The organism is Bremerella sp. JC817 (assembly GCF_040718835.1).
Lineage (GTDB): Bacteria > Planctomycetota > Planctomycetia > Pirellulales > Pirellulaceae > Bremerella.
Genome location: NZ_JBFEFG010000280.1, coordinates 270,277 through 294,217, shown reverse-complemented (window position 1 = coordinate 294,217; position 23,941 = coordinate 270,277). Strand labels below are relative to the sequence as shown.

At 57.0% G+C, this 23,941-nt stretch carries 19 protein-coding genes; 11 read left to right on the top strand and 8 right to left on the bottom strand.

Annotated elements, in window-relative coordinates:
• Nucleotides 1–296 precede the first annotated feature (296 nt).
• The 4 genes from AB1L30_RS19480 (at nt 297) to AB1L30_RS19465 (ending at nt 8,649) form a co-directional block, all read left to right on the top strand.
• Entirely contained in the window at nt 297–1,295 is a 999-nt protein-coding gene (locus AB1L30_RS19480) for a LysR family transcriptional regulator (protein WP_367015162.1), read from the top strand.
• 132 nt (nt 1,296–1,427) lie between these two features.
• Entirely contained in the window at nt 1,428–6,038 is a 4,611-nt protein-coding gene (gltB, locus tag AB1L30_RS19475) for a glutamate synthase large subunit (protein ID WP_367015160.1), read from the top strand.
• Complete coding sequence (locus AB1L30_RS19470) at nt 6,031–7,494, top strand: glutamate synthase subunit beta (protein WP_367015158.1); 1,464 nt, start codon at nt 6,031–6,033, stop codon at nt 7,492–7,494. The genes gltB and AB1L30_RS19470 overlap by 8 nt, the downstream gene beginning before the upstream one ends.
• 84 nt (nt 7,495–7,578) lie before the next feature.
• Nucleotides 7,579–8,649 carry a hypothetical protein gene (locus AB1L30_RS19465; protein ID WP_367015156.1) on the top strand — a complete coding sequence of 357 codons (1,071 nt, stop codon included), beginning with the start codon at nt 7,579–7,581 and terminating at the stop codon, nt 8,647–8,649.
• Here AB1L30_RS19465 and AB1L30_RS19460 read toward each other — a convergent pair.
• Nucleotides 8,646–9,419 carry an MBL fold metallo-hydrolase gene (locus AB1L30_RS19460; protein WP_367015154.1) on the bottom strand — a complete coding sequence of 258 codons (774 nt, stop codon included), beginning with the start codon at nt 9,417–9,419 and terminating at the stop codon, nt 8,646–8,648. The genes AB1L30_RS19465 and AB1L30_RS19460 overlap by 4 nt on opposite strands.
• Before the next feature lie 212 nt (nt 9,420–9,631).
• Between AB1L30_RS19460 and AB1L30_RS19455 the strand changes: the two genes are divergently transcribed.
• On the top strand, nt 9,632–11,266 hold the full coding sequence (locus AB1L30_RS19455) for an FAD-dependent oxidoreductase (protein ID WP_367015152.1): 1,635 nt from the start codon (nt 9,632–9,634) through the stop codon (nt 11,264–11,266).
• Between the two features lie 4 nt (nt 11,267–11,270).
• Here the strand turns inward: AB1L30_RS19455 and AB1L30_RS19450 are convergent, their stop codons facing one another.
• From AB1L30_RS19450 to AB1L30_RS19440, 3 genes are all read right to left on the bottom strand, one after another.
• Entirely contained in the window at nt 11,271–12,719 is a 1,449-nt protein-coding gene (locus AB1L30_RS19450) for an MATE family efflux transporter (RefSeq protein WP_367015150.1), read from the bottom strand.
• Between the two features lie 187 nt (nt 12,720–12,906).
• Entirely contained in the window at nt 12,907–13,464 is a 558-nt protein-coding gene (locus AB1L30_RS19445) for a peroxiredoxin-like family protein (RefSeq protein WP_367015148.1), read from the bottom strand.
• 4 nt (nt 13,465–13,468) lie between these two features.
• The gene (locus AB1L30_RS19440; protein ID WP_367015146.1) at nt 13,469–13,921 is read right to left on the bottom strand and encodes a hypothetical protein; all 453 of its coding nucleotides are present in this window, start codon (nt 13,919–13,921) and stop codon (nt 13,469–13,471) included.
• A gap of 237 nt (nt 13,922–14,158) precedes the next feature.
• Here AB1L30_RS19440 and AB1L30_RS19435 point away from each other — a divergent pair, with 237 nt between their 5' ends.
• The 6 genes from AB1L30_RS19435 (at nt 14,159) to rph (ending at nt 19,935) form a co-directional block, all read left to right on the top strand.
• Nucleotides 14,159–15,112, top strand: coding sequence for a DUF1559 domain-containing protein (locus AB1L30_RS19435; RefSeq protein ID WP_367015144.1), 954 nt, complete (start codon nt 14,159–14,161; stop codon nt 15,110–15,112).
• Between the two features lie 45 nt (nt 15,113–15,157).
• A complete protein-coding gene (locus AB1L30_RS19430; RefSeq protein ID WP_367015142.1) occupies nt 15,158–15,577 on the top strand; it encodes a hypothetical protein in 420 nt (139 codons plus the stop codon).
• A 236-nt stretch (nt 15,578–15,813) separates the two neighbouring features.
• On the top strand, nt 15,814–16,692 hold the full coding sequence (gene argB, locus AB1L30_RS19425; protein WP_367015140.1) for an acetylglutamate kinase: 879 nt from the start codon (nt 15,814–15,816) through the stop codon (nt 16,690–16,692).
• A gap of 217 nt (nt 16,693–16,909) precedes the next feature.
• Nucleotides 16,910–18,127, top strand: a complete 1,218-nt coding sequence (locus AB1L30_RS19420; RefSeq protein ID WP_367015138.1) for an aspartate aminotransferase family protein — start codon at nt 16,910–16,912, stop codon at nt 18,125–18,127.
• 56 nt (nt 18,128–18,183) lie between these two features.
• On the top strand, nt 18,184–19,119 hold the full coding sequence (gene argF, locus AB1L30_RS19415; RefSeq protein WP_367015136.1) for an ornithine carbamoyltransferase: 936 nt from the start codon (nt 18,184–18,186) through the stop codon (nt 19,117–19,119).
• Nucleotides 19,120–19,221: 102 nt separating this feature from the next.
• Nucleotides 19,222–19,935, top strand: a complete 714-nt coding sequence (rph, locus tag AB1L30_RS19410) for a ribonuclease PH (protein WP_367015134.1) — start codon at nt 19,222–19,224, stop codon at nt 19,933–19,935.
• A gap of 5 nt (nt 19,936–19,940) precedes the next feature.
• Here the strand turns inward: rph and AB1L30_RS19405 are convergent, their stop codons facing one another.
• The 4 genes from AB1L30_RS19405 to AB1L30_RS19390 all read right to left on the bottom strand — a co-directional run bounded on the left by AB1L30_RS19405 (nt 19,941) and on the right by AB1L30_RS19390 (nt 23,934).
• Nucleotides 19,941–20,369: a hypothetical protein gene (locus AB1L30_RS19405; protein WP_367015132.1), complete on the bottom strand. Its 429-nt coding sequence runs from the start codon at nt 20,367–20,369 to the stop codon at nt 19,941–19,943.
• Nucleotides 20,370–20,424: 55 nt separating this feature from the next.
• The gene (locus tag AB1L30_RS19400) at nt 20,425–21,357 is read right to left on the bottom strand and encodes a DUF1559 domain-containing protein (protein ID WP_367015130.1); all 933 of its coding nucleotides are present in this window, start codon (nt 21,355–21,357) and stop codon (nt 20,425–20,427) included.
• Nucleotides 21,358–21,668: 311 nt separating this feature from the next.
• Nucleotides 21,669–23,438 carry a hypothetical protein gene (locus tag AB1L30_RS19395; protein ID WP_367015128.1) on the bottom strand — a complete coding sequence of 590 codons (1,770 nt, stop codon included), beginning with the start codon at nt 23,436–23,438 and terminating at the stop codon, nt 21,669–21,671.
• Nucleotides 23,439–23,544: 106 nt separating this feature from the next.
• Entirely contained in the window at nt 23,545–23,934 is a 390-nt protein-coding gene (locus AB1L30_RS19390; protein WP_367015126.1) for a hypothetical protein, read from the bottom strand.
• Nucleotides 23,935–23,941 lie beyond the last annotated feature (7 nt).

Sequence of the window (23,941 nt, the reverse complement as noted above, 5' to 3'; positions counted from 1 at the left end):
TTCATGCGCTATGGCGACCTGACCATCGATCTCGCGCAAAAGCGTAAAGGAAAACAAGGCACAGTTATCGTCGCAAGAGGGCGTCAAATAGGACACATTCACAAAGGTTAATTTGTGATAGCAAAACGACTTAGGAAAATCGAGATTTGAAGGACCCGCCAAACTTAGGGAATTTAAACCTCGACATGCTTGACGCTGCGTGTCTAGGTCAATAACCTTACATTTCGGTTTTTAATCTTGGATTTCGTCAGTATCTAAATTCTGCATAGTTCCCCCTTCGCTTCCTGAAGTCGTTCATGCACGTAAAGTCCCTCAAGGTGTTCTGCGACGTTGTCGGTCAACGCAGCTTCTCAAGAGCTGCGGACGAGAACGGCATTTCGCAATCTGGCGCAAGCCAGGTCGTGCACCAATTGGAGGAACGACTCGGGGTGAAGCTTATTGATCGTTCCAAGCGACCTTTGGTGCCGACCGCTGAAGGCGAACTTTACTACCAAGGGTGTCGTCAGCTCGTTCAGCGATACTACGCCCTGGAAGAAGACGTTCGCACGTTTCACAAGGAACTCGCCGGTCAGGTCACCATCGCTTCGATTTACTCGGTCGGCCTCAGCCACATGAATGCGTGTGTCCAGGAATTCCTGGGCAAGCATCCCAAGGCGAATGTCCGTCTGCAGTACCACCATCCCGACACGGTGGTGCAGTTGGTCGAGACGGATCAGGTCGATTTCGGTTTGGTCAGCTATCCGAAAGCCTCTAAGACGATCAAGGTCGATATGTGGCGCGAGGAACCGATGTTCCTCATCTGCGCACCCGGTAGCGAACTGGCCGAACGCGAGTCGGTCTGGCTGGACGAACTCGATGGTCGACGAATGGTCGGCTTCGATACGCGTCTGCAGATCCGCCGCGAAATCGATTTCGTTCTCTCATCCGCCGGGGCCGACGTTCAAGTTGTCATGGAATTTGACAACATCGAAACCATCAAGCGGGCCGTCGAAATCGACGCCGGTTTCGGTCTGCTGCCGATCGATACGGTAACGCGTGAAGTCGAAACCGGATCACTGGTCGCAGTGCCCATTGACGGAGCCCCCCTTTCTCGCCCGCTGGGAATTGTCACTCGGCAAGGCAAGGAACTGGGGAAAACGGCTCGCCGTTTCATTCAATTGCTGCATGAAAAAGCAGACAACTCGGAAGCACATGCCGACGAGTCGGAAGTCAAACAAGTGGCGGCCACTTTCGCTGAAGGCGAAGCTGCGGACGCCGAAAGCGACCTTGAAAACGGAGTTTCGGCACGCTCTTAATCGTTCCCCGGTCGAAGACTCGATCTCCACGGGGAACAAGCCTGCGGAGATTGTGTCTACCGACATGATCCAACACCCCCATGAAGACATCCGGGCGCGTGCCCGACGTACTAGCTAGAAGAAGGTAGAACCATGATCCAGCCAAACCAGCCGGCCCCGAAAACTTATCGGATCGAGCGCCCCGGTAAGGAAGGTTTGTACGATCCGGCGATGGAGAGAGAGAACTGCGGTGTCGGTTTCGTTGCCCATATCAAGGGCAAGCGAACTCATCAGTTGGTCCTCGATGCCGAAGCGATGAACGTCAACATGGATCACCGCGGTGGTTGTGGCTGCGAAGCCAACACCGGGGATGGTGCCGGTATGTTGACGGCACTGCCGCTGGAATTCCTTGCCCGCGTTGCCAAGCAAGACCTTGGTAAAGAACTGCCTGAACCAGGTCAGTTTGCTGCTGGGATCGTTTTCCTGCCACGCGATGCCAAGGCCCGTCAGCACTGCAAAGACACGGTCGAAGCCCTGGTTGCCGAACATGGCCAGGTGCTGGTCGGCTGGCGTAAGGTGCCGATCAATCCGGAAGGTGCCGACATCGGCCCAACCGCGTTGGCTTGTATGCCAGAAATCGAAATGCTGATCGTCTCGGCCGGCGAAGGCCTGGAAGGCGATGCATTCGAACGTCAGCTCTACCTCATCCGCAAGCGTGCCAGCCACGCCCTTCGCGGTGACAAAGAACTCGTGCAGCGCACGCTGTTCTATATCTGCAGCTTGTCGACGAAGGTCATCATCTATAAGGGTATGCTCACGCCAGCCCAGTTGGTGCCTTTCTATCGCGACCTGCAGTGCGAAGATTACACCACGCACCTGGCGATGGTTCACTCGCGATTCAGCACCAACACGTTTCCTTCGTGGGATCGCGCTCAGCCGAATCGTTTCATGTCGCACAACGGCGAAATCAACACGGTTCGTGGTAACGCGAACTGGATGAAGGCGCGTGAAGGTGTGGCCAAGAGCGACCTGTTCGGCGACGACCTGAAGAAGCTGTTCCCAATCGTCGAGCCAGATTGCTCCGACTCAGGCACCTTCGACAACGTGCTGGAATTCCTGCTGATGGGCGGTCGTACCCTGCAGGAAGCCGTCATGATGATGGTGCCGGAAGCCTGGCAGAAGCACGAAACCATGTCGGAAGACAAGCGTGCCTTCTACGAATTCAATTCCAGCTTGATGGAACCATGGGACGGTCCAGCCTCGATCGCCTTTACCGATGGTCACTACATCGGTGCCGTGCTCGATCGTAATGGTCTGCGTCCAAGCCGTTACTACGTCACGTCGGACGACCGCGTGATCATGGCCAGTGAAGTGGGCGTGATTCCTGTTGATCCAAGCATCGTGATCGAAAAGGGACGTCTGCAGCCAGGTCGTATGTTCCTCATCGACTTCGAAGAAGGACGTATGATCCCGGATGCCGAGCTGAAGAGCAGCTTCGCTCGCAAGCGTCCTTACGCCCAATGGTTGCGTGAACAGCGGATCGAACTGGCCGAACTGAGCCCGAACAAAGAGCCTCACGGCTTCGATCCTGAAACCCTGCTCAACCGCATGCAGGCCTTCGGTTTTACGACCGAAACGCTCAATTTCATGCTGTTGCCGCTGATCGAACAGAAGCGTGACCCAATCGGTTCGATGGGTAACGACTCGGCCCTGGCATGCTTGAGCGACAAGCCGCGCATGCTGTACGACTACTTCAAGCAGTTGTTCGCCCAGGTCACCAACCCGGCGATCGACTCGATCCGCGAAGAAGTCGTGATGTCGCTGGAATGCTACATCGGCCCAGAAAACAACCTGTTGGAAACGACTCCGGAACATGCTCACCGTTTGCTGGTTCCGCATCCGATTCTGACCAACGAAGAATTGGCCGCCTTCAAGCACATGGATCATCGTGGTTGGAAGACCAAGGTGATCGACGTGACCTTTGCTCGCAGCGAAGGTACCGATGGCCTGGTCAAGGCGCTCGATCGTATCTGTGCCGAGGCCGAATCGGCGATCGACGAAGGTTTCAGCAATATCGTGCTGAGCGACCGTAAGATCAGTGCCGAACGCGTCCCGGTCAGCATGCTGCTGGCTTGCGGTGCCGTCCACCATCACCTGGTGAACGCCGCCAAGCGTACGCAGATCGGCATCATCCTGGAAACGGGCGAAGCTCGCGAAGTGCATCACCACTGCTTGCTGGTGGGTTATGGTGCCGACGCGATCAACCCATATCTCGCCTTCGAGGCCCTGTGGAAAGCTCGTGCGGAAGGTCTGGTGAAGGTCACCGATTACCCCGACGACGACTCGATCGTTGCCGCCTACCGCAAGGGTGTTGCCAAGGGCATCCTGAAGGTGATGGGCAAGATGGGGATCAGCACACTGCAGTCGTACAAGGGTGCCCAGATCTTTGAAGCACTCGGTCTGCAGGAAGAAGTGATCAAGCGTTGCTTCGCCGGCACGTCCAGCCGCGTTCAAGGTGTCAACTTCAAGGTGTTGGCCGAAGAACTGCTGCGTCGTCACGAACTGGGTTACCCGCTTCGCGAAGATGGCCGTCTGCCGGTTCTGCCAAACCATGGCGAATACCACTGGCGGGCCGAAGGCGAACGTCACGCCTGGAGCCCTGACGCGATTGCCAACATTCAAGTCGCTGCTCGCACCAACAGCCGTGACGCTTACAAGCAGTTCGCCAAGATTGTCAACGAAGACGCCCGCAACCGCTGCATGCTGCGTGGTCTGTTGACCTTCAAGGAAGAAACGACTTCGATTCCGATCGAAGAAGTGATGCCGACCAGCGAAATCGTGAAGCGTTTCTGCACTGGGGCGATGAGCTACGGCTCGATCTCGGGCGAAGCACACGAATCACTCGCCATCGCGATGAATCGTATCGGCGGTAAGAGCAACACCGGTGAAGGTGGTGAAGACTCGGTTCGTTTCCAGCCGCTGGAAAATGGCGACTCGAAGCGTTCGGCTATCAAGCAGGTGGCCTCGGGACGTTTCGGCGTCACGATCAATTACCTGACCAACGCCGACGAGCTGCAGATCAAGATCTCGCAAGGTGCCAAGCCGGGCGAAGGTGGTGAACTACCAGGTAAGAAGGTCGACGAATATATCGCTCGCCTTCGTTACTCGACCCCAGGCGTCGGTCTGATCAGTCCTCCGCCGCACCACGACATCTACTCGATTGAAGACCTTTCGCAGCTGATTCACGACCTGAAGAATGCCAATCCCGCGGCACGTATCAGCGTGAAGCTGGTGTCGGAAATCGGTGTCGGTACGATTGCTGCCGGTGTGGCCAAAGCCAAGGCGGATCATATCCTGATCGCCGGCGACAACGGCGGTACCGGTGCTTCGCCACTGACCAGTATCAAGCATGCCGGTCTGCCATGGGAACTCGGCATTGTCGAAGCCCACCAGACCCTGGTGATGAACGACCTCCGCAGCCGCGTGGTTCTGCAAACCGATGGTGGTTTGAAGACTGGTCGCGACGTGGTGATCGCTGCAATTCTAGGGGCCGAAGAAATGGGCTTCTCGACTGCTCCGCTGATCACGCTGGGCTGCATCATGATGCGTAAGTGCCATCTCAACACTTGCCCGGTCGGTATCGCCACGCAAGACCCAGAACTGCGAAAGAAGTTCAAGGGTCAACCAGAACACGTCGTCAACTACTTGTTCATGGTCGCCGAGGAAGCTCGCGAACTGATGGCGAAGTTGGGCGTGAAGACGATGGACGAGTTGATCGGCCGCGTCGACCTGTTGGAAACCAACAAGGCAATTCAGCACTGGAAGGCAGATGGTCTCGATCTGTCGGCCTTGTTGAAGCCAGCGGAAAACAAGAATCCGAATTCGCCACAGTACAACGTGATGAAGCAGGATCACCGCCTGGAATTGGCCTTGGACAACACTCTGATCGAGCAGGCTCAGCCAGCCCTCGAGAAGAAGGAAAAGGTCAAGATCGAAACGCCGATCATCAACATCAACCGTACCGTGGGCACGACGCTCAGCCATGAAATTGCCAAGCGGTATGGCGAAAACGGTCTGCCAGACGAAACGATTAAGGTCAACTTGACCGGTTCGGCAGGTCAAAGCTTTGGTGCCTTCCTGGCTGCCGGGGTGACCCTGGAGTTGGAAGGGGATGCGAACGACTACGTCGGCAAGGGCCTGTCGGGCGGTCGCGTCATCATCTATCCACCGAAAGTAAGTTCCTTCAAGGCGGAAGAGAACATGCTGGTGGGCAACGTTTGCCTGTACGGGGCAACGCGGGGCCAGGCCTTCTTCCGAGGTCGGGCAGCCGAGCGATTCTGTGTCCGGAACAGCGGTGCGCACACTGTTGTCGAGGGAGTCGGAGATCACGGATGTGAATACATGACCGGCGGCCGTGTGGTCGTCCTGGGCTCGACGGGTCGCAATTTCGCGGCCGGTATGAGTGGCGGTATCGCCTACATTTGGGATTACGAAGGCAACTTCCTACAAAACTGCAACCTGGGAATGGTCGAGCTCGAGCGGTTGGACACCCCCAGTGACATCGTGGAAGTCAAAGGCCTGATCGAGATGCACGCGAAGTACACGAAGTCCGCTGTTGCCGAGAAGATTCTCGGCGACTGGGACAACGCAGTCACGCAGTTCGTCAAGGTCATGCCGGTCGACTACAAACGCGTCCTCATGGAACGCATGCAGCACGATGAAGAAGAAGACGTTCAACTAAGCGGAGCCGAAAGCAATGGGTAAGCCAACTGGGTTTATGGAATTTCAGCGGAACACGATTCCATATCGCGACCCGCTGGTTCGAATCAACGACTACAACGAGTTTCAGATTGAAGTCACCGACAGCCACCTGCAAACGCAGGGAGCCCGGTGCATGGACTGTGGCGTGCCTTTCTGCCAAAGCACGACCGGCTGCCCTGTCGACAATCTGATTCCGGAATGGAACGACCTGGTCTACCGCGGACGTTGGCGCGAAGCGCTCGATCGTCTGCACAAGACCAACAACTTCCCAGAGTTCACCGGTCGTGTTTGCCCGGCTCCTTGCGAAAACGCTTGTGTGCTTGGCATCACCAATCCTCCGGTCTCGATCAAGAACATCGAATGTTCGATCATTGATCGTGGCTTTGAAGAAGGTTGGGTGACCGCTCTGGTGCCGGAACATCGTACCGGTAAGAAGGTTGCCATCATCGGTTCTGGTCCAGCCGGTTTGGCCGCGGCAGAACAGTTGAACAAAGCTGGGCACAACGTCACCGTTTACGAACGTGACGACCGTATCGGTGGCTTGCTCATGTACGGTATTCCGAACATGAAGCTCGACAAAGATACTGTTCAGCGTCGTGTCGATTTGATGGAAGCTGCCGGCGTCAAGTTTGTCACCAACGCCCATGTTGGCCAGAACGTTGATGTCGCCGAGCTGAAAGAAAAGAACGACGCGATCATCCTCGCCACGGGTGCCACCAAGCCTCGCGATCTGCCAATCCCAGGTCGAGAGCTGAATGGTGTTCACTTCGCCATGGACTTCCTGCGAGCTAACACCAAGAGCTTGCTCGATTCCAAACTGGCCGACGGCAAATACATCTCGGCCGAGGGCAAAGATGTGATCGTCATCGGTGGTGGTGATACGGGTACCGACTGTATCGGCACTTCGATTCGTCACGGCTGCAACAGCGTCGTGAACTTCGAGTTGCTGCCGCAGCCACCAGCCGAACGTGCTCCTGACAACCCATGGCCGCAATGGGCTCGTATCTTCCGCGTTGACTACGGTCACCAGGAAGCCGAAGCCAAGTTTGGCAACGATCCACGCGAATACTGCATCCTGTCGAAGGAATTCGTCGACGACGGTAACGGCAACCTGGCCGGTATCAAGACGGTGAACGTGCAGTGGACCAAAGACGACAGCGGTCGTTGGAATATGGCCGAAGTCCCTGGCAGCGAGAAGGTCTTCAAGGCCGACATCGTGATGCTGGCCATGGGCTTCCTCGGTCCAGAAGCGACCTTGGTCGAAAAGCTGGGTTTGGAAACCGATCAGCGTTCCAACTTTAAAGCAGACTACGGTCGTTTCGCAACGTCGATCGACGGTGTCTTCGCCGCTGGTGACTGCCGCCGCGGTCAGAGCCTCGTAGTTTGGGCCATCAACGAAGGCCGTGCCGCTGCTCGCGAATGTGATAAGTACCTCATGGGAGCTACCACGCTCCCGTAAGCAAGGTGTTTCAATTCGCCTGAGATCTCCTAAGCTAGGGTGAGTCGCCATTTGACGACTCACCCTTTTTTTGTGAGCGCTCCCATGAATCCGTTGGCTCGGAAGATCATCAACAATCCGATCGACTGCTATCCCCAAGCCACCGTGGCCTGTTTCGATCCGACCTGCGGCGACTTGCCCCGGCGTAAGCTCGACGAAGATCGCCTGGTGCACTATCTCGAGAAGTTAGCAGCCGCCGGAGCCAAGGCCGTGCTATTGGCTGCCTCGACCGGGCATGGGCATCTGCGAACGGTCGAAGAGCTGCAACGCTGGTTCGAGGTCGCCGCTCAGGCCAATGCCCCTGATCTGGTACGTATGGCGCTGCTGCGACCGGAAGATGGCGAAGAAGCCAACGCGAAGTTGATTGAAGTGCTTCGCGAGCATGGCTATCCGGTTGTCTTCATTCGGCCAGGAACCAATCTGCCTCCCTTCGCGACCGATGCCCAGATCGTCGAGAACATGCGTCCGTTGGTCGAGCAGATTGCCAAGGCGGGCATGGCGGTCGGTGTCTACTCGATCCCCGATGTCAGCGGAGTTCCGCTGCCGGTCAGTGCGACGGAAAAGCTGGTCGATCTGCCTGGGGGCGATGCGATCGTGGCGGCCAAGATCACCGAGGCCGATTACCTGAGCAGCACCCGTGAATATCTGTTGAGCCCGCGACTGGCTCGCTTGAAGATCGTTCAAGGCTGGGACCCGCACCTCGCCCAGGCTCTCAGCGAAGGGCCGCGTTCCAACATCGAGAATAAGCAGCGCGTCGGCATCACGTCAGGTCCGATGTCGTTTGCCATCTACCAATACTTGTACATGCTTGAGGCCGCCCAAGAGCATGACTGGAGCGAACTGGAACTCGCCCAGAAGGCGGTCACGGCCTTGTTCGAGGCGATGCAGGACGACCCTGAGAAGTTCGCCGACTTGCAGCGCGCCAAGTTCATCATGGGGCTCGGGCTACCGTTCACGGGCAGCCTTGAAACCGATCAGATCGAACGGGTCCTCCGCGCCCTGGAGCATTTACCTCGCAAATCAGATCAGCGCCGACTCGCGAAGAGTTTGGATCTGATGGAGGATGGTCCGTATCACGATCGCCTGGTGAAGCTGTACGACGGCGGTCGGGCTTAGATCTCGTAAACGGCCTCGCCACAAGCTACTTCCACATTCGGAAGGTTGAGCTGCTGAAGCTCTTCAATCAATTCATCATGATGCCCTGGCTTCAAGTGCATCGCGATGACGCGGACATTGGATGGAACTTGTTCGACCATCCGCCCGAACTGGCTGGGAGTCGTGTGCTGACTCTTCTCGGCCAGCCAGCCAAGCTTGTTGGGAAAGCTCGCGTCGAGGAAGATCGCTTTCAGGTTCGAGATCGAATCGATCATCTTCACGAACTCAGGGAACGGCGCCGTGTCCCAGGCAAACAGCACGTTGCCGGTTTCCTCTTCCAGCAAGTAACCGAGGGTCGGAACGATATGTTCCATGGGGATTGGCGTGACCTGATACTTGCCGACGGTGAAGGAGCGATGCGCGTCGACCACATGTTTGCGATAGAACGGGGCTTCGGTCCCGCCAATACGATCGAGATTGGGCCAAATCAGATCGTTGAAGATATGTTTCTCGAGACTGTCCCACGTCGCCGATCCAGCGTAGATCTCCGGGCACTGCGGGGTCGGCTGATAGGTGTTGTCGATGAAGATCGGCAGCCCCCCGATGTGGTCAATATGCGAATGCGTCAGCAAGATGTGATCGACTTGCCGCTGCTCTTCGACCGTTCTCAGGTAAGGAAGTCCCCCAGTATCGATCGCAAGATGGCCGTCGATCAAAACCGATGTCGTATAGTGGAGTCGACAGGGTGTGTCGACCGATGGCATAAGCACGCGGATTTTCATTCGATGCATGGCCCAGGTCTGGCAATACCTCGGCCTCTTTCCCGATAGATAGGTGGTTTGCGCGAAAGGCCCCGCGCTAAACCTTAAGCATTTTTTACTGTAAAAAGGGACTCGCCAGGAAGCAAGCGTTGTCAATCGATTGCCTTCCTCAAAACCGCTACAATAGCGACCCAAGGGCGGATTCCTTACTCGGCAGATCCCTACTGGCAATGGACGACTCGATGGAAAAGCAACGGATCGTGATTCTAGGTGGTGGGTTCGGTGGCGTTTATACGGCCAGCGAACTGATGCGACGTCTGACGCGTTACCACAAAGCCAAAGCCGATTTGGAAGTCATTCTGGTCAGTGAAGAAAACTATATCACGTTTCAACCGTTACTTTCGGAAGTGGTGTCGGGTGCGGTCGAACAGTTACACGTGATCAGTCCGATTCGTCGGATTGCACCGGGCGTTCAGCTTTACGTTCGTCGTGTCGAAAAGATCGACGTCGAAAATAAAACCGTCCAGCTTGCTCCGGGGCTGACGCCACGCTCGGAAACCATCTCGTACGATCATCTGGTGATCGCCCTGGGTAACCAATTGGCCCATCACATGGTGCCAGGACTTTACGAGCACGCGATCCCGTTCAAGTATCTGGGCGATGCCCTTCGCCTTCGAAATCATATCGTGCAAATGCTGGAAGAAGCCAGCGTTTGCCAGGATCCGGAAGAACGAAAGCGACTTTTGACGTTCACGGTCGCCGGTGGTGGCTTCTCTGGCGTCGAGTGTATCGCGGAAATGGATGACTTCCTGAAGAAGGCGGTCCGTGCTTTCCCCAACATCGGGCCAGGCGATCTACGGATGGTGCTGATCCAAAGTGCCGATCGCATTCTTCCTGAAATGAAAGAGAATCTGGCCAGCTATGCGGACAAGCTGCTTCGCAAACGGGGCATCGAGATTCTCATCGGTCAGCGATTGCATGAAGTGTCGGCCGATCGGGCAATCATGCTCGACAAGCAAACCAAGGTCGAGCAAACGATCATGACGCGAACCGTGGTTGCCACGGTGCCGGTCGAGCCACATCCTGTGATCCTCGATACACCACTGGAAAAAGAAAAAGGCCGCGTGCTGGTCAGCGACGAGATGGAATCGACCAGCCACCCTGGTGTTTGGAGTCTGGGGGACTGTGCCGCCGTGCCGAGTGGCGAAGGCTACTTCAGCCCGCCCACCGCACAATATGCCGTGCGCCAGGCGACCCTCTGCGCCGAGAACATCCTTGGCACGGTGCTTGGCAAGCCGCGTCGTCAGTTCAAGTTCGCAGGCCTCGGCAAGCTTGCCTCATTGGGTGCCCGTAGTGCGGTCGCCGAAGTCTTCGGTTTCACGTTTTCTGGTTTCTTTGCCTGGGTCATGTGGCGAGCGATCTATGTCGGCAAGATGCCGGGGCTCGATCGCAAGGTGCGTGTGTTTATCGACTGGCTGAAAGACTTCTTCCTGCCGCGTGACATTACGCAGCTCAACGTTCACAACGAACAAAACGTTCGTCGTGAACATCTGGCTGCTGGCCAAACGTTGTTCCATCAAGGCGACTTTGGTGATCGGCTTTACTTCGTGGTGAGCGGCAAGCTCGAGATCGAACTGGATGGCAAGATTGTCGGCACGACGGGCGAAGGGGACGTGATTGGCGAGTTGGCGCTGCTGTCGCATATCGCACGAACCGCGACCGTGCGTGCGGTCGATCCGACCGACCTGGTCAGCCTGCCGAAGGATGCCTTCGACTCGATCATCAAGTACGTGCCAGGTGCCGCCGATGCCATGGCCGAGATTCATCAAGAGCGGCTGAAGAAGCTGCAGATCGAACAGCCAACGGCTGACAGCTAAGCAGTTAGACTTCGATGCGTGTCCAGGTACCGTCCCAGTACCGAACGCAGATCAGAAGCATGCGGACGATGTTGTCCAGCAGCATCGCGATCCAAGCACCGGTCAGGCCCCAGCCGAGGCCGGTGACTTCGATGCCAACCAACGGGAGTTCGCACTGCTCCCACACCATCCAATAGGTGAACGGCATACGAACGCCGATGAAGCCGATGAAGGTGATCAGCAGAGGCCAGGTCGTATCCCCTGCCCCGCGCAGCGAACCGCTGAGAACCGAGAAGACCGAGTAAAACGGCAAGCAGACCGCCATGATCCACAAGATGCGGAGCACAGCCTCGCTGGTGTCGAACGCTCGGCTTCCTTCTTCTGGAAAGCCCAGGAATACGCCGGTCAGCCAGTTGCCACCGAAGATGATGATTAACGAGTAAGCCGATAACATGGCGAAGCAGATCGACAGCGAAACGTAAGTCGCTCGTTTCGCCCTTGCCGGATTGTTGGCGCCGAGGTGTTGTCCGGTCAGGGACGATGCGGCTACCGCGAACGCCCACGCCGACAGAAAGCCAGGCGACTCTAATCGGATCGCCAATCCATGAGCGGCGGCCTGAGTGGTGCCGAGACTGTTGATGATTCCGAGATACCAGAGGTGCGCCGACAACACGATGGCGTCGTTGAGTCCGCCTGGCAAGCCAACCCGCAGTAATCTCCGCATACGAACCGGATCAGGCCACATGCCACGCCATTCCACCTTCAAGTGAGCGCGGCCTTGGAACAAGATCGCCAGCAGCAGGATGCCACCAATCACGTGCGAAACCGCGGTGCCGATGGCGATGCCGCTCCAACCAAGAGTTGGAATCGGACCGATGCCGATAGCCAACGCCGCACTAATGGCAATGTTCAATACGTTGACGATCGTCATGACAATCAGGCCGGTGACGGTGTCCCCTGCCCCGTGCAAACAGGCAGTTGTCACGGCGATCATCATGAAGCCAGGGATCGACGGTATCAGGATGTAAAGATACTGCAGCGCAAGCTCGTAAGCACGGTCTTCTAGCTGCATCGCGGCGACATAGTCGTCGGCCAGAAACCAAAGCACCACGGTCGTGATCGCCGAAAGAATCATCCCAAGCGAGATCGCTTGTTCGGTGGCGAGCTCGGCATCTTTCCAGTTACCCGCTCCGATTTGCCGGGCCACGACCGCCGTCGCACCAATCCCGATCGAAGCACAGATGACGAAGATCATCCAGCAGGTGTAGGCCATCAGGCCAACGGCCGCGACTGCTGGGACCGAGTTCTCAGCCGACAAGCAGTTGCCCGCCAGCCAGGTATCGGTCGTCCCCACGCAGAATTCGAGGAACTGCTCGGCGAGGGCTGGCGTCGCGATGATCATCACCGCGCTCAGATCTCCCTTCGACGTCATAGACGTCTTCGGCGCAGTTTGTTCGGCCTGCGTCATCGACATTGGGAGGTCATCCGTACGAAAGGGCGCAACTTGGGAGAGGGTGAATTATAAGCCGACTCAAAGGCTTTTGGGGCTGGGGGCACCCAAACTAGTGGACTCAGCACAAGTCGCCCCATTGAAGCGGAAGAGAGTCCGCCGTTCTGTTGGCTTGGCTACCATCGGCGAAGGTATTTCGCGGAGCCCTCGATCAGGCGTCCGCAATCGGCGAGAGTGTATCGGCCGCAACCAGAATTTCATCGATGCTCGGAAACTCGACCGACGAAGCCGGTCGGAAGTCCCACACGATCAGCCCGTTGGTATCGATCAGATAGGTCCCCGAAAGCTGCATCAGGTCGCCTTTCGGAACACCGATACCGCTCCGTGTTAATGCCTTAAGACCTTCCCACCAAAGATGTGGACCGGCAACTTGCCAAACGTTGCCTCGGGGCACATCAAAAGCTCGGTAGACACTTTGGTCTGGATCGGCATAGACCGGGAAGGTCAGCTTCAAAGCTTCGCGGAACTTGCGAGCCTCTTCCGCCTCGCCCATGATCACCAAAGCGACGTCGATCTTATGCCGCTGGAATGTTTCGTAGTTCTTCAGCAGTTGCTTGGCATGATCGACGCAGAAGACGCACCCCAGATGACGCGAGAACTGCAGCAATAGTGGCCGCTGACCATAGAGTTGCGACAACGGAATCGACTCTCCCTGGGCGTCGATCAGCGAAACACGTGGGGCAGGTACGAACGGGGCGTAGTGCGACATGGGATTACCGCTTGGGGTTTGTCGACGGTCGTTCGGCTTCCTTGCTAAAGGCCTCGAACTCCGTTTGCATCATCTTCCCTAATTCTACGCGATCGACACCAAACCAAGTCGCGTTTGGGGAGTCGGCATCAAGCTGCTTCCGCTTGGCATATAGTTCGGAGAGCTCGGCCAGCATCTCGCGCTTCTCGGCCGGATTCGGCGTCGCTTTGACCTGGGCTTCGATGTAGATCGCTTGGGCGTTGAGGAAGATCCCTTCCGGAACTGCCTTCTTCTCAACCCGCTCGGCCAGGTAGGTGGTGAACAGCTTCAGCGATTGAAGCTGCTGCTGCTGCAGAAACGCGAGGTACTCTGGCAGACCTTCTTGCAAAGGAGGCACGCCAGGATAGGTGCGGACCTCTTGAGCCAAGAGGGGCGATGGTAATGCCAGAAATAGAAGGAGGATTGCAACGTTTCGCATGCTAGCACCCTGGGTGGAATTCGTATCAGGCCTCCTATCGTAGCGAGGGGGGCGAGCTTGGACCTAGAGCAATGTGGCAGCTCAGGCGAAGTGATGGGGCAAGAAAAAAGTTGTGGTTATTGAAAATAGTCGATAGGCTAACTTTCGGCGTTCGTCCCAATGGGTGGAGTCCTTTCCCTGAAAGTGTGGGGAGGCCCGCCAGCGCGGTTCCTTCTTCTCATCCTCAGGAACTCGAACATGCGATCTTCTCTGCCTCGTACCGTCCGTGGTTTTACCTTGGTGGAACTGCTGGTCGTGATTGCCATCATCGGCGTTCTGATTGCCCTGCTGTTGCCCGCTGTCCAGCAAGCGCGCGAAGCGGCTCGGCGAATGCAATGCAGCAACCAACTCAAGCAGTTGGCGTTGTCGATGCACAACTATCACGACACCTACAAGCTTTTCCCGCCAGGTAGTGTGAACCTGAGTGCGACCGCCGCGGCGAATCAGAACCTGACCAATTGGGCGATCGCGATCTTGCCGTACATGGAACAGGGCGCACTCTTCGAACGGTACGATGCCACCGTGTTTAACTCGCACGCCAACAACTTGGACGTGCTGAAAACCACGCTGCCGGCAATGATGTGTCCCTCGGATCTGGCGACCGATGTGCTGGTCACGCCGAGCCAGTTGGTGTCCACCGACATCGCCCCAGGGTCTTACAAAGGCAACATGGGGCGGCGATTCCGGGGTGCGAACGGTTACTTCGACTATCCACCCTACGCCGGGACCTACACCGCGGCCGAGAAGGCATCGATTGGGCCACTGCATGTGACCGGTGTGAATGGCCTGACGTGCGAGCGATTCGCATCGATCTCAGACGGTTCGACCAACACGCTGTTGATTGGCGAATATCACACCAAGACGCGGCCTGACTGTAAGACCTTCTGGGCAAGCTCGCAGAACTTTCACAACCTGGGTGCGGCTCAGCCGGAGTCGTACACGCGCATTCCAGACTGGGAGGCCTGTTACATTGCGACCGGCAGCAGTCAGCATTGGAAGTGTTATCGCGCGTTCGCTTCGCTGCATGCGGCCGGCACTATCAACTTCGCGATGTGCGATGGCTCGGTGACCTCGCTTCCGCAAACAATCGACAGCGTGGTGTTCGAGGCGCTCTCGACGATTGGTCGCAGCGAAGTCGCCACGCTCCCCTAAACCAAGCCGGGCGAGCCATTCGCTTGCCGCCAGAAGGATAGTTCCATGATGCGATCTTGGGGGATGCTGTTGCCGCTGCTCGTTCTTTCAGGCTGTTTTTCGTCGGAGAAGATTGTCCCCGTATCAGGGGTCGTGACCCTCGATGGAGAACCGCTCGCCGATGCTGTCATCGGGTTCGAGCCCATGGCGGCGGCCGGTCAGTTGGAAGCAGGCCAAGGTTCATACGCTCGATCCGACCCAGAAGGACGCTTTTCGCTTGTCTCATTGTACGACGGCACGGGAGCCTTGGTTGGGCCACATCGCGTTTCTGTCAGCACTGTCGTAGGAAAAGAAGGTCCCAATGGGGAGATCCTGGGCCTTACGAAAGAACGGGTTCCCTCCCGGTACAATAACGACACCGAGCTTATCTTCGAAGTGCCACCCGGAGGCACGTCCGAGGCCAATTTGGAACTCAAACGTAAGTAATTTCCTCTCTTCTCTCGAACTTCATTGCCTGGCCTCCAAATCCCGGGGCTTGTTAGGGAAACTGGGCAGTCTTGCGTTGACACACTGATTTCAGACACCCTAAAATGTTGGGTTTTCCCGGACAGAGGGTGTCTTGACAGGGGAATTGCGTCTTCCCGATCTGTCGTCATTTGGCCCGTCTTGTTCGACAGCGTTCGAACCTCGGAGCTCGCTCCACTCCACGAAGAGATCCATCATTGAAAGAAGCCATCGAAAAAGCGGACGTCCTGATTGAAGCCTTGGGATGGATCCGCCGCTTCCGCAACAAAGTCACGGTCATCAAGTTGGGCGGAAGCGTTATGGAAAATCCAGACGCACTTCGTCACTGTTTGATTGATATTGTCTTCATGGAAACCGTCGGCATGCGTCCGGTCGTTATCCATGGAGGTGGTGCTGCCATCAGCCGCGCAATGGCCGAAGCGAAGATCGAGCCCCACTTCATCCAGGGACGTCGCTACACCGACGACGCCACGCTGAAGATCGTCGAAGAGATTCTGGCCGGCAAAGTCTGTCGCAACATCACGCAAGAGATCGAAGACATCGGCGGCCGCGCGATGAGCTTGAACCTCGATCCGCAATGCGTGCTGTTTGGCGAACGCATGACCTTGCCTGGCAAAGATGGCGAAGAGATCGATCTGGGCCACGTTGGCGACGTGACTGAAGTCGACCGTGCGACGATCGAGAACCTGTGCTACGCCGGCCAGGTGCCGATCATCCCGAGCATGTGCATCGACAAGAAGACCGGTCAGAAGCTGAACGTCAACGCCGACACGGCCGCCAATGCCGTTGCCGAAGCCCTGGGCGCCGAAAAGCTGGTCTTCCTGTCCGACGTCAATGGTGTGCGTACCGACAAAGACAATCCCGACACGCTCGTCCACTCGCTCAACCGCGAGAAGGCGTTGAGCATGATTGAGTCTGGGCAGATCGCCTCGGGTATGATCCCTAAGGTCGAAGCCTGCCTTGAGACGCTCGAACGGGGCGTCGGCAAGGTCCACATTATCGACGGCCGTCTGCGTCACTCGCTGCTGCTGGAAATTTACACCAACACTGGGGTGGGCACCGAAATCGTCCTGTAACCAGGCGACGATTGGCCTCCCGGCATTGGCTGTTCCCTGACTTTCGTCATCCGAACCAGGGAGCCAACCTCAAGACAACACCGCGGCACGATGATTCGCCCTTGGCCAGTCGCGTGCAGTCGCCTCGAGCGATTTCGCTCACTAACACGAACTTATTACGTCCGACCGATGTCCTTTGACTTTCCTAGTTGAAGAACCCGGTCTTGGAGAACCAACCATGTCGACCACCGATCAAGAGCACCTAAGCTCTGCGGACACCGTTCAGCTTTTTGAAAAGTACGTGGTGCCGAACTACGTCCGCTATCCGGTGAACCTGGTGCGTGGCGAAGGTTCCAAGGTTTGGGATGCTGAAGGGAAAGAGTATCTCGACTTCTTTCCGGGTTGGGGCTGCAACCTGCTGGGGCACTGCCCCGACATGGTCGTCGCTGCCGTTCAAGAACAGGTCGCCACGCTGATCCATGTTCCTAATACCTGGCACATGGATGTCCAAGGCGAATGGGCGAAGATGCTTTCCGACCGCAGCTTTGGCGGCAAGGCCTTCTTCTGTAACAGCGGCGCGGAAGCGAACGAAGCCGCGATCAAGCTGGCTCGTCTGCACACGCCGGACGAAAAGTACAAGATCATCACCTTCCTCGGTGGTTTTCATGGTCGAACCTACGGTGCCGTCACCGCGACCGCGCAGCCAAAGTATCACCAGGGAATCGGCCCAATGATGGCTGGTTTCACGTATGCTCCTCACGGCGATCTGGAAGCGGTTCGTGATCTGGTCGACGAGCATACTTGTGCCATCATGATCGAACCGATCCAGGGGGAAGGGGGCGTAAAGCTTCCGCCGGAAGGATTCCTGGCAGGTCTCCGAAAGATCGCCGACGAAAACAACCTGCTGCTGATCTTCGACGAAGTGCAGACCGGTTGCGGTCGAACGGGCGAATGGTTTGGCTATCAGCACTTTGGTGTTCAGCCCGATATTCTGACCCTGGCCAAGAGCTTGTGTGGTGGTGTCGCTGGCGGTGCCATGCTGACCACGCCTGAAATTGCCGCCAGCTTGAAGCCTGGCATGCATGCCGCCACATTCGGTGGCAATCCGTTGGCTGCCCGAGCCGGCATCGCGGCGATCCAGCAGATCGAACGTGATAACCTGCTGGAAAAAGCCAAGCAGATCAGCGAAATCTTCCGCGAGCGACTCACCGCTTTGAAGGAAGAGTGCGATCTGATTCAAGAGGTTCGCGTCGCAGGCCTGATGATCGGCGTTGAACTTTCGGTCGATGGTGCTCCTGCCGTGAAGGCGTGCCTCGAAAAGCAACTGCTGATCAACTGCACGCAAGGTCGTGTGATTCGCTTGTTGCCAGCCATGAATGTCAGCGAGGAAGAAGTCCATCATGGTTGTGACATTCTGGCCGACGTTCTGAAGAATCTGCCCACCACGGCAGAGTAGTCCTTATCTCTTTTTTGGGGCACCGTACGCCTCCTTACCTTCGTGAGATCGTTTCCATGCGACATTTCTTGAGCTTATTTGACGTTTCCGACGACGAACTAAAGCGAATTTTCGAGCTCGGGCATCAGCTCAAAGCACGCTTGAAGTCGGGCGTCCGCGAGCCTGTCCTGCAGGGTAAAGTGGCCGGGCTGTTGTTCGAGAAGCCGTCGCTGCGTACGCGTGTTAGCTTCGAGGCCGGCATGGCTCAGCTTGGCGGAAGCAGTCTCTTTCTCGGCGAAGATGTCGGCTGGGGAAAGCGGGAAGCTCCGCAAGATTTCAGCCGCGTGATTGGTCAGTACCTGGACGTGATCGTCTGTCGTGCGAAAGGACACGAGAAGGTCGAAACGTTGGCCAAGTACGCTGATACCATCATCATCAACGGCCTGACCGACCTGTGCCATCCGTGCCAGGCCCTGGCCGACCTGATGACCATTCATGAAGAGTTCGGCAAGCTGGAAGGCCAGAAGCTGACGTTCGTTGGGGATGGCAACAACGTTTCGCGCAGCCTGGCGTTGGCATGTGCCAAGACCGGCATGACCTTCTCGATCGCCGCGCCCAAGGGCTATGAAATCGAGCAAGAGTTCATCGATCGCGTTTTGAAGCATGCCCCCGGCGCGAAGATCGAACAGACCAGCGACCCAATCGAAGCGGTCACCGGTGCTTGTGCGGTTTACACTGACGTCTGGGCCAGCATGGGTCAGGAAGCGGAACAAGCCAAACGCGAGAAAGACTTCGCCGACTTCCAGGTGAATGGCAAGCTGATGGCGGCTGCCGAAAAGGACGCGATCTTCCTACACTGCTTGCCTGCCAAGCGAGGTCAGGAAGTGACCGACGAAGTGATGGACTGCCCAACCAGCCGCATCGTCGAACAGGCCGGCAACCGTATGCATGCCCAGAAGGGTCTGCTGGTCTGGTTGCTGACCGAAGCCGTCGACAAGATTCACGTCGACTAGAACCAACTTGCAGCCAAGCCCTCGTTGGCAAATCCCTTAGCCAGGAGCAACCACTCCTGGCTTTTTTATGTTGGCCCCTTGAGGCCTGAGAAGGAAAACATCATGCCCCGTCACGATGGCCGTTCTGCTTCCGATCTTCGCTCGATTAAAATCAAGCGTCGCTACACCAAGAACGCTGCCGGCAGTGTCTTGATCCAAGCCGGCACCACGACCGTGCTTTGCACCGCGAGTGTCGAGTCGTCGGTTCCACCTTGGTTGAAGGGAAGCGAAAAGGGCTGGGTCACCGCCGAGTACAACATGCTGCCAGGCAGTACGCCGACGCGTAAAGTTCGTAAGGTCGATGGACGCACCACCGAGATCCAGCGGTTGATCGGTCGAAGCTTGCGAGCTGTCGTCGATCTGGAAGCGTTGGGCGAACAGATGATCACGGTCGACTGCGACGTGCTGGATGCCGACGGCGGCACGCGAACCGCCAGCATCACCGGCGCGTTCATCGCCTTGGCCGATGCGATCAGCACGATTGAACTGCCAGATCCGAAGCGACCAGTGTTCAAAGACAGCTTGGCCGCGGTCAGCGTCGGGATCGTCAACGGTGCCCCTGTGCTCGACCTCGACTATGTCGAAGACTTTGCCGCCACGGTCGACATGAATGTCGTGATGACTGGCAGCGGCAAGTTCATCGAGATCCAAGGGACCGGCGAAGAAGCCACCTTCAGCGAAGAAGAGCTGGCCAAACTATTGAAGCTGGCCAAGGGTGGCATCAAGCAGCTTACCGAGATGCAGCAAAAGGCTCTTGGTAAAAAGTGGCCAGTCTAAGATCTTTAGAGATCAAACTGCAGATCGTCGAGGCCCTCGGGCGGGACCTCGACGGTCATGCTGCCGTCGGTCGCCTTGGCAGGCAAGCGGACCGTCGACGACTTCTCAGGCACCGTCGCATCTTCCGCCCCCAGCACAATGCGGTTACGAATCCGCACCTGGTGGGGACCAATCATGGCTCCTTCAGTCCCTTCCGCGCCCGACGTCTTCAGGGTGAAGTTCCCTTCGTCGTCGGTCAGGCCGGAAGAGGCAACGACCGCTTCTTCGCCATCGGCAACCGGAAGAAAGCTAACAATCAGGTTCGCTTGCGGCTTTCCTTTGACGGTCACCTTTCCGGAAACGGGAACGAACTCGCCTTGCGATTGACCGCAGCCGGTCAGAAGGGCAACGGCCAGACCGCACACCACGAACGTAATGGGATGGCAACTTCTCATGATGGATCCTTGATTTTCTAAGCTAGAGAGAGCAACGCGATAATACGAAAGCGGACTAGTTGATCCGCTCGACTTCGCCATTGCCCATCGTCGCTTGAGCGCCGAAGATACGCAGGTCGATCGTTTCTGGCAGGAAAAACGTCGACGCATCGGCACGCAGGAAGTTCATGCCGCCGGGGTGATGCGAAGCCCAGGCCCGTCGGCAAACGTTCGTACTGGTATTGGCCGTGCAGGTGTTGTATTCGTTGCCGAAGATGTACGGATCGAGAATCACGTACCCGACACCATAGCCCCACTTGGAGTGTGCCCAGAAGGCGCCACGGCCAGCTTCATCTTTCGGTTGATGAAATTCACCCACCATCAAGGTGTTGGAAGTGCCATCGGTGACCGAGGCCATCTTCTCGAAGTTCAGCTTGTCGTTGTTGTAGTTGCCGACGCTGTGGAAGATGCCTTTCCACTTCTGCGTCGTCATGTCAACTTCTTTGATGTGGTCCCAGTTGTACGCTTCGTTTTCGACGTACCCGCTCATCCCTTTGTAGGACATGGCGTGGGCGTCACGAGCGAACCCGGACGAAGGCTGGCGAATCGGAGTCGGCATCGTGTCGCTAGGACAGATGAACGCTTCCAGTCGCATCTTCACTTCGTCGGCATTGTTGGCATGGTCGCAGGTCACTGTGTGATCGTACGATTCGTACAGGGCATTCTGTTCGATGAATGGCAGAATCGCGATGCACCAGTTACCCCAATAAGGCTCGCCCGATTGAACGCGGCCTGGTGGAAAGTAGCGATAGGTATCGTGATAGTTGTGAATCGCGATCCCCATCTGTTTCATGTTGTTGCCGCAATGCATGCGACGAGCTGCCTCGCGGGCTTGCTGTACCGCGGGAAGCAGCAGTGCGATCAATACACCAATGATGGCAATCACCACCAACAATTCGACCAGGGTAAAGCCGTGCCGAGAGCGTCCGGCGAGTCCAACGACGCGCATGATGAGCGTTCCTCAAGTTGAGAAGATGAGATTAAGAGGCTTGGCCTAAATCGAGAAGCGAATCGATCGGGCCTGAGTGACAAGTCGCGACGGGGAGGCTGTCGAATCGAATTCGGCCCGCGCGATGTAATTTGAATTGTGCCAAAAAATATTTATTTTGTAATGGCACATCGGGCGGAAAATGTTAAGGAAGATAGAGTTCCTTAAAATCACCTAAGCGATTCGTTAGCGGCAATTTACTTTCGCCTGAAACATGCATTTTCACGCGAGATCGCCCCGAATTGCGTAATCGGCAACGGTAGCGGACGCCGTTATTTCGGCGGCTTACGCAGCGTCGGTGTGCCGCTGTGCCCGGTATGACAGCCGGTGCAGAAGTGCGTAAATCCAGGTCGAGCGCCGCTGTAGTGGTCGCCGGCAAAGGCGAAGAATCGAGGCATCTCGCCATCCTCGTTCAGTCCCCTCCCCTGCCAACTGGCGATCTTCCCTTTAGGATCGATCCCGGCCAGCACGGTTGGCGAACCGGGCGGAATGCGGAACTCGAACCCGTCTTGATCGATCGGAACCTCCAGAACCAGTTCAAATCCACCTGGTACGCGTAGCGTGTCCGGCGCGTCGAAGCGATCGCGATGCGATGCGTAGATATGGATCTTCTCGATCAAATCACGCGGCGGTGCGCTGAAGATCGGCGAGTCTCCCTGGGTAGGCATCTGTCCTGGGGCGTCGCGATTGTTTTCAAGGTAGATCGCCGAGTTGTGGACCCGAGCGGTCGGCCCGACATGCGTCTCGCCATTGATCATCGCGACGGTTGCCATCCCCTGGTCGACTTCCAACCTTTGATAGTTGTACCGAATCGGTCGTGGCATCACAGCGACCGGCTCGGCATCGACCAGTTGCGGATCGTCGAACAACTGGGTCAGCTTCATCTCTTCGGCCGAGTTGCCGCGTTCCCAGTTATCTTCCGCCATGTAGATGCCGAAGTTTTCTCGACTCCATTCCCCCGAGTCGCTGGCTACATTGCCGGCAAGCAAGATCTTGTGGCCTGGTCCCATCGACGGCGTGGCAAGTTGCAGAGGATTTCCCGCTTGATCTTGCGTTGGCCCAGCAACTACTGCCGAATCGCTGGAAGCAGGCAGCTTCGAGTCGGCGGCAAGCGAACTCGGAGAGCTGGAAATGGTGCCAGCCTTAGCTTGGACGACGGTCAGCGTGCCATCTGCGGTTGGCGTCATGAAGGCGAAGTTGTCGTTTTCGAGTCGACGCGGACGCCAGACGGGCTCTCGCGTTTTGAGCACACTGCCGAAGTAGTCGCCGTTGGGTTCGATGTGGGCCCCCAGCCACTGATCGGTCGGAAGCGTCGCCGAGCTTTCGACCGTGCTGATCGGCACGATTGAACGTTGATCCGCCGAGACCACTTCTCGGTTGCGGCTCCAGAGACTGAAGACGATGTAGCCGTTGTCTGCGATCCAGGGCCAGCGGTCGTTGTTACGATTAGCTGACAAAGGCTTCTTGTCGCGGCCATCTTCGTTCATGATCCACAGCGTCGTGCTTCTTCGCGCGTGGTCACGCCCGAGGTCTGGGGTACGGCTCGAGGCGAAGACGATATGCCCACCAGGGGCGTACGTCGGATCGACATCGTCATAGTCGATCTTTCGACGTTCGTCGTCGCTTAGCATCTGAGTGCCGTGCTCGGCATAACGCATCGGCGGAACTTGCGTGCATCCCATATCGTCCGGGCCGCCAGTCAGTTGCCGAAGTCCTTCGCCATCGACGCCGATCTCGTACAAGCGGAAGTGCCCCGCGTCTGGTGCAGCCTTGCGACCGGCGAAGACGATCTTTCGTCCATCGGGCGAGATGCTGGGGCTCATCACGTCGATCAGCGTCGAGCCATCCGGCAACGGCTTTTCCCAAGTCAGCTCGCTGACCTGACCGCTGGGCAAAAGCATCCGCAGCCGTCCTTCGCTGGCCTGCCATAGCGACTGACCAGGATAGCTGAACTGCTCTCCTTCGTCGGCTGCCGCTCGCATGCTGGCATCGTTGCTGCGCGAGGTGAAGACAATCGGGAATGGCACACGGGCTTGAACCATTCCAGAAAGATCGGGATTCGGGCGAGGCCAACGTGGCCGGGTAATAAACCAGGCCACCGATGCGACGAGAAGAAGAGTGATTGCCAGGGCGAGATATTTACTGGCGTTACTTTTCATAGCTGCTGAGGTCGATTTCCAGTTTGTCGCCAGGTTGGATGGCTTGCTTGATCGGGGTCTTGTTCTGACTGAATTTCCCCTTCAGCTTATCGACGTTCGGATAGGGATCCAACTGCTGCACCGCGATCCGATATTCGCCCGCAGGAACTTCCGCCTCGAAATGGCCACTCGAATCGACACTGGTCATGAAAGTCTGACCGGTCAACGTGCCACCTTGCTCTTGGATGAAGTGAATCTGCAGGTCTCCTTGGTCACTGACTTGCAGCGACTCACCGCCGTTGGAGAGCGTGCCAGAGACTTTCGAGCCGGCTTCACCACAGCCGCTGGCGAATAGAAACGTACAAGCACCAAGCAAAAGAAACAGGCGAGAAGCAGTCACGTTCGAG

Excerpts from the sequence above, each read along its gene's own strand:
- AB1L30_RS19395 (WP_367015128.1), bottom strand. The coding sequence starts at position 23,438 with ATGGTTCAAGCCCGTGTGCCATTCCCGATTGTCTTCACCTCGCGCAGC.
- AB1L30_RS19400 (WP_367015130.1), bottom strand. The coding sequence starts at position 21,357 with ATGCGCGTCGTTGGACTCGCCGGACGCTCTCGGCACGGCTTTACCCTG.
- argF (WP_367015136.1), top strand. The coding sequence starts at position 18,184 with ATGCGACATTTCTTGAGCTTATTTGACGTTTCCGACGACGAACTAAAG.
- AB1L30_RS19435 (WP_367015144.1), top strand. The coding sequence starts at position 14,159 with ATGCGATCTTCTCTGCCTCGTACCGTCCGTGGTTTTACCTTGGTGGAA.
- AB1L30_RS19430 (WP_367015142.1), top strand. The coding sequence starts at position 15,158 with ATGATGCGATCTTGGGGGATGCTGTTGCCGCTGCTCGTTCTTTCAGGC.
- AB1L30_RS19465 (WP_367015156.1), top strand. The coding sequence starts at position 7,579 with ATGAATCCGTTGGCTCGGAAGATCATCAACAATCCGATCGACTGCTAT.
- AB1L30_RS19450 (WP_367015150.1), bottom strand. The coding sequence starts at position 12,719 with ATGTCGATGACGCAGGCCGAACAAACTGCGCCGAAGACGTCTATGACG.
- AB1L30_RS19470 (WP_367015158.1), top strand. The coding sequence starts at position 6,031 with ATGGGTAAGCCAACTGGGTTTATGGAATTTCAGCGGAACACGATTCCA.
- AB1L30_RS19480 (WP_367015162.1), top strand. The coding sequence starts at position 297 with ATGCACGTAAAGTCCCTCAAGGTGTTCTGCGACGTTGTCGGTCAACGC.
- AB1L30_RS19420 (WP_367015138.1), top strand. The coding sequence starts at position 16,910 with ATGTCGACCACCGATCAAGAGCACCTAAGCTCTGCGGACACCGTTCAG.
- AB1L30_RS19440 (WP_367015146.1), bottom strand. The coding sequence starts at position 13,921 with ATGCGAAACGTTGCAATCCTCCTTCTATTTCTGGCATTACCATCGCCC.
- rph (WP_367015134.1), top strand. The coding sequence starts at position 19,222 with ATGCCCCGTCACGATGGCCGTTCTGCTTCCGATCTTCGCTCGATTAAA.
- AB1L30_RS19405 (WP_367015132.1), bottom strand. The coding sequence starts at position 20,369 with ATGAGAAGTTGCCATCCCATTACGTTCGTGGTGTGCGGTCTGGCCGTT.
- AB1L30_RS19445 (WP_367015148.1), bottom strand. The coding sequence starts at position 13,464 with ATGTCGCACTACGCCCCGTTCGTACCTGCCCCACGTGTTTCGCTGATC.
- AB1L30_RS19455 (WP_367015152.1), top strand. The coding sequence starts at position 9,632 with ATGGAAAAGCAACGGATCGTGATTCTAGGTGGTGGGTTCGGTGGCGTT.
- AB1L30_RS19460 (WP_367015154.1), bottom strand. The coding sequence starts at position 9,419 with ATGCATCGAATGAAAATCCGCGTGCTTATGCCATCGGTCGACACACCC.
- gltB (WP_367015160.1), top strand. The coding sequence starts at position 1,428 with ATGATCCAGCCAAACCAGCCGGCCCCGAAAACTTATCGGATCGAGCGC.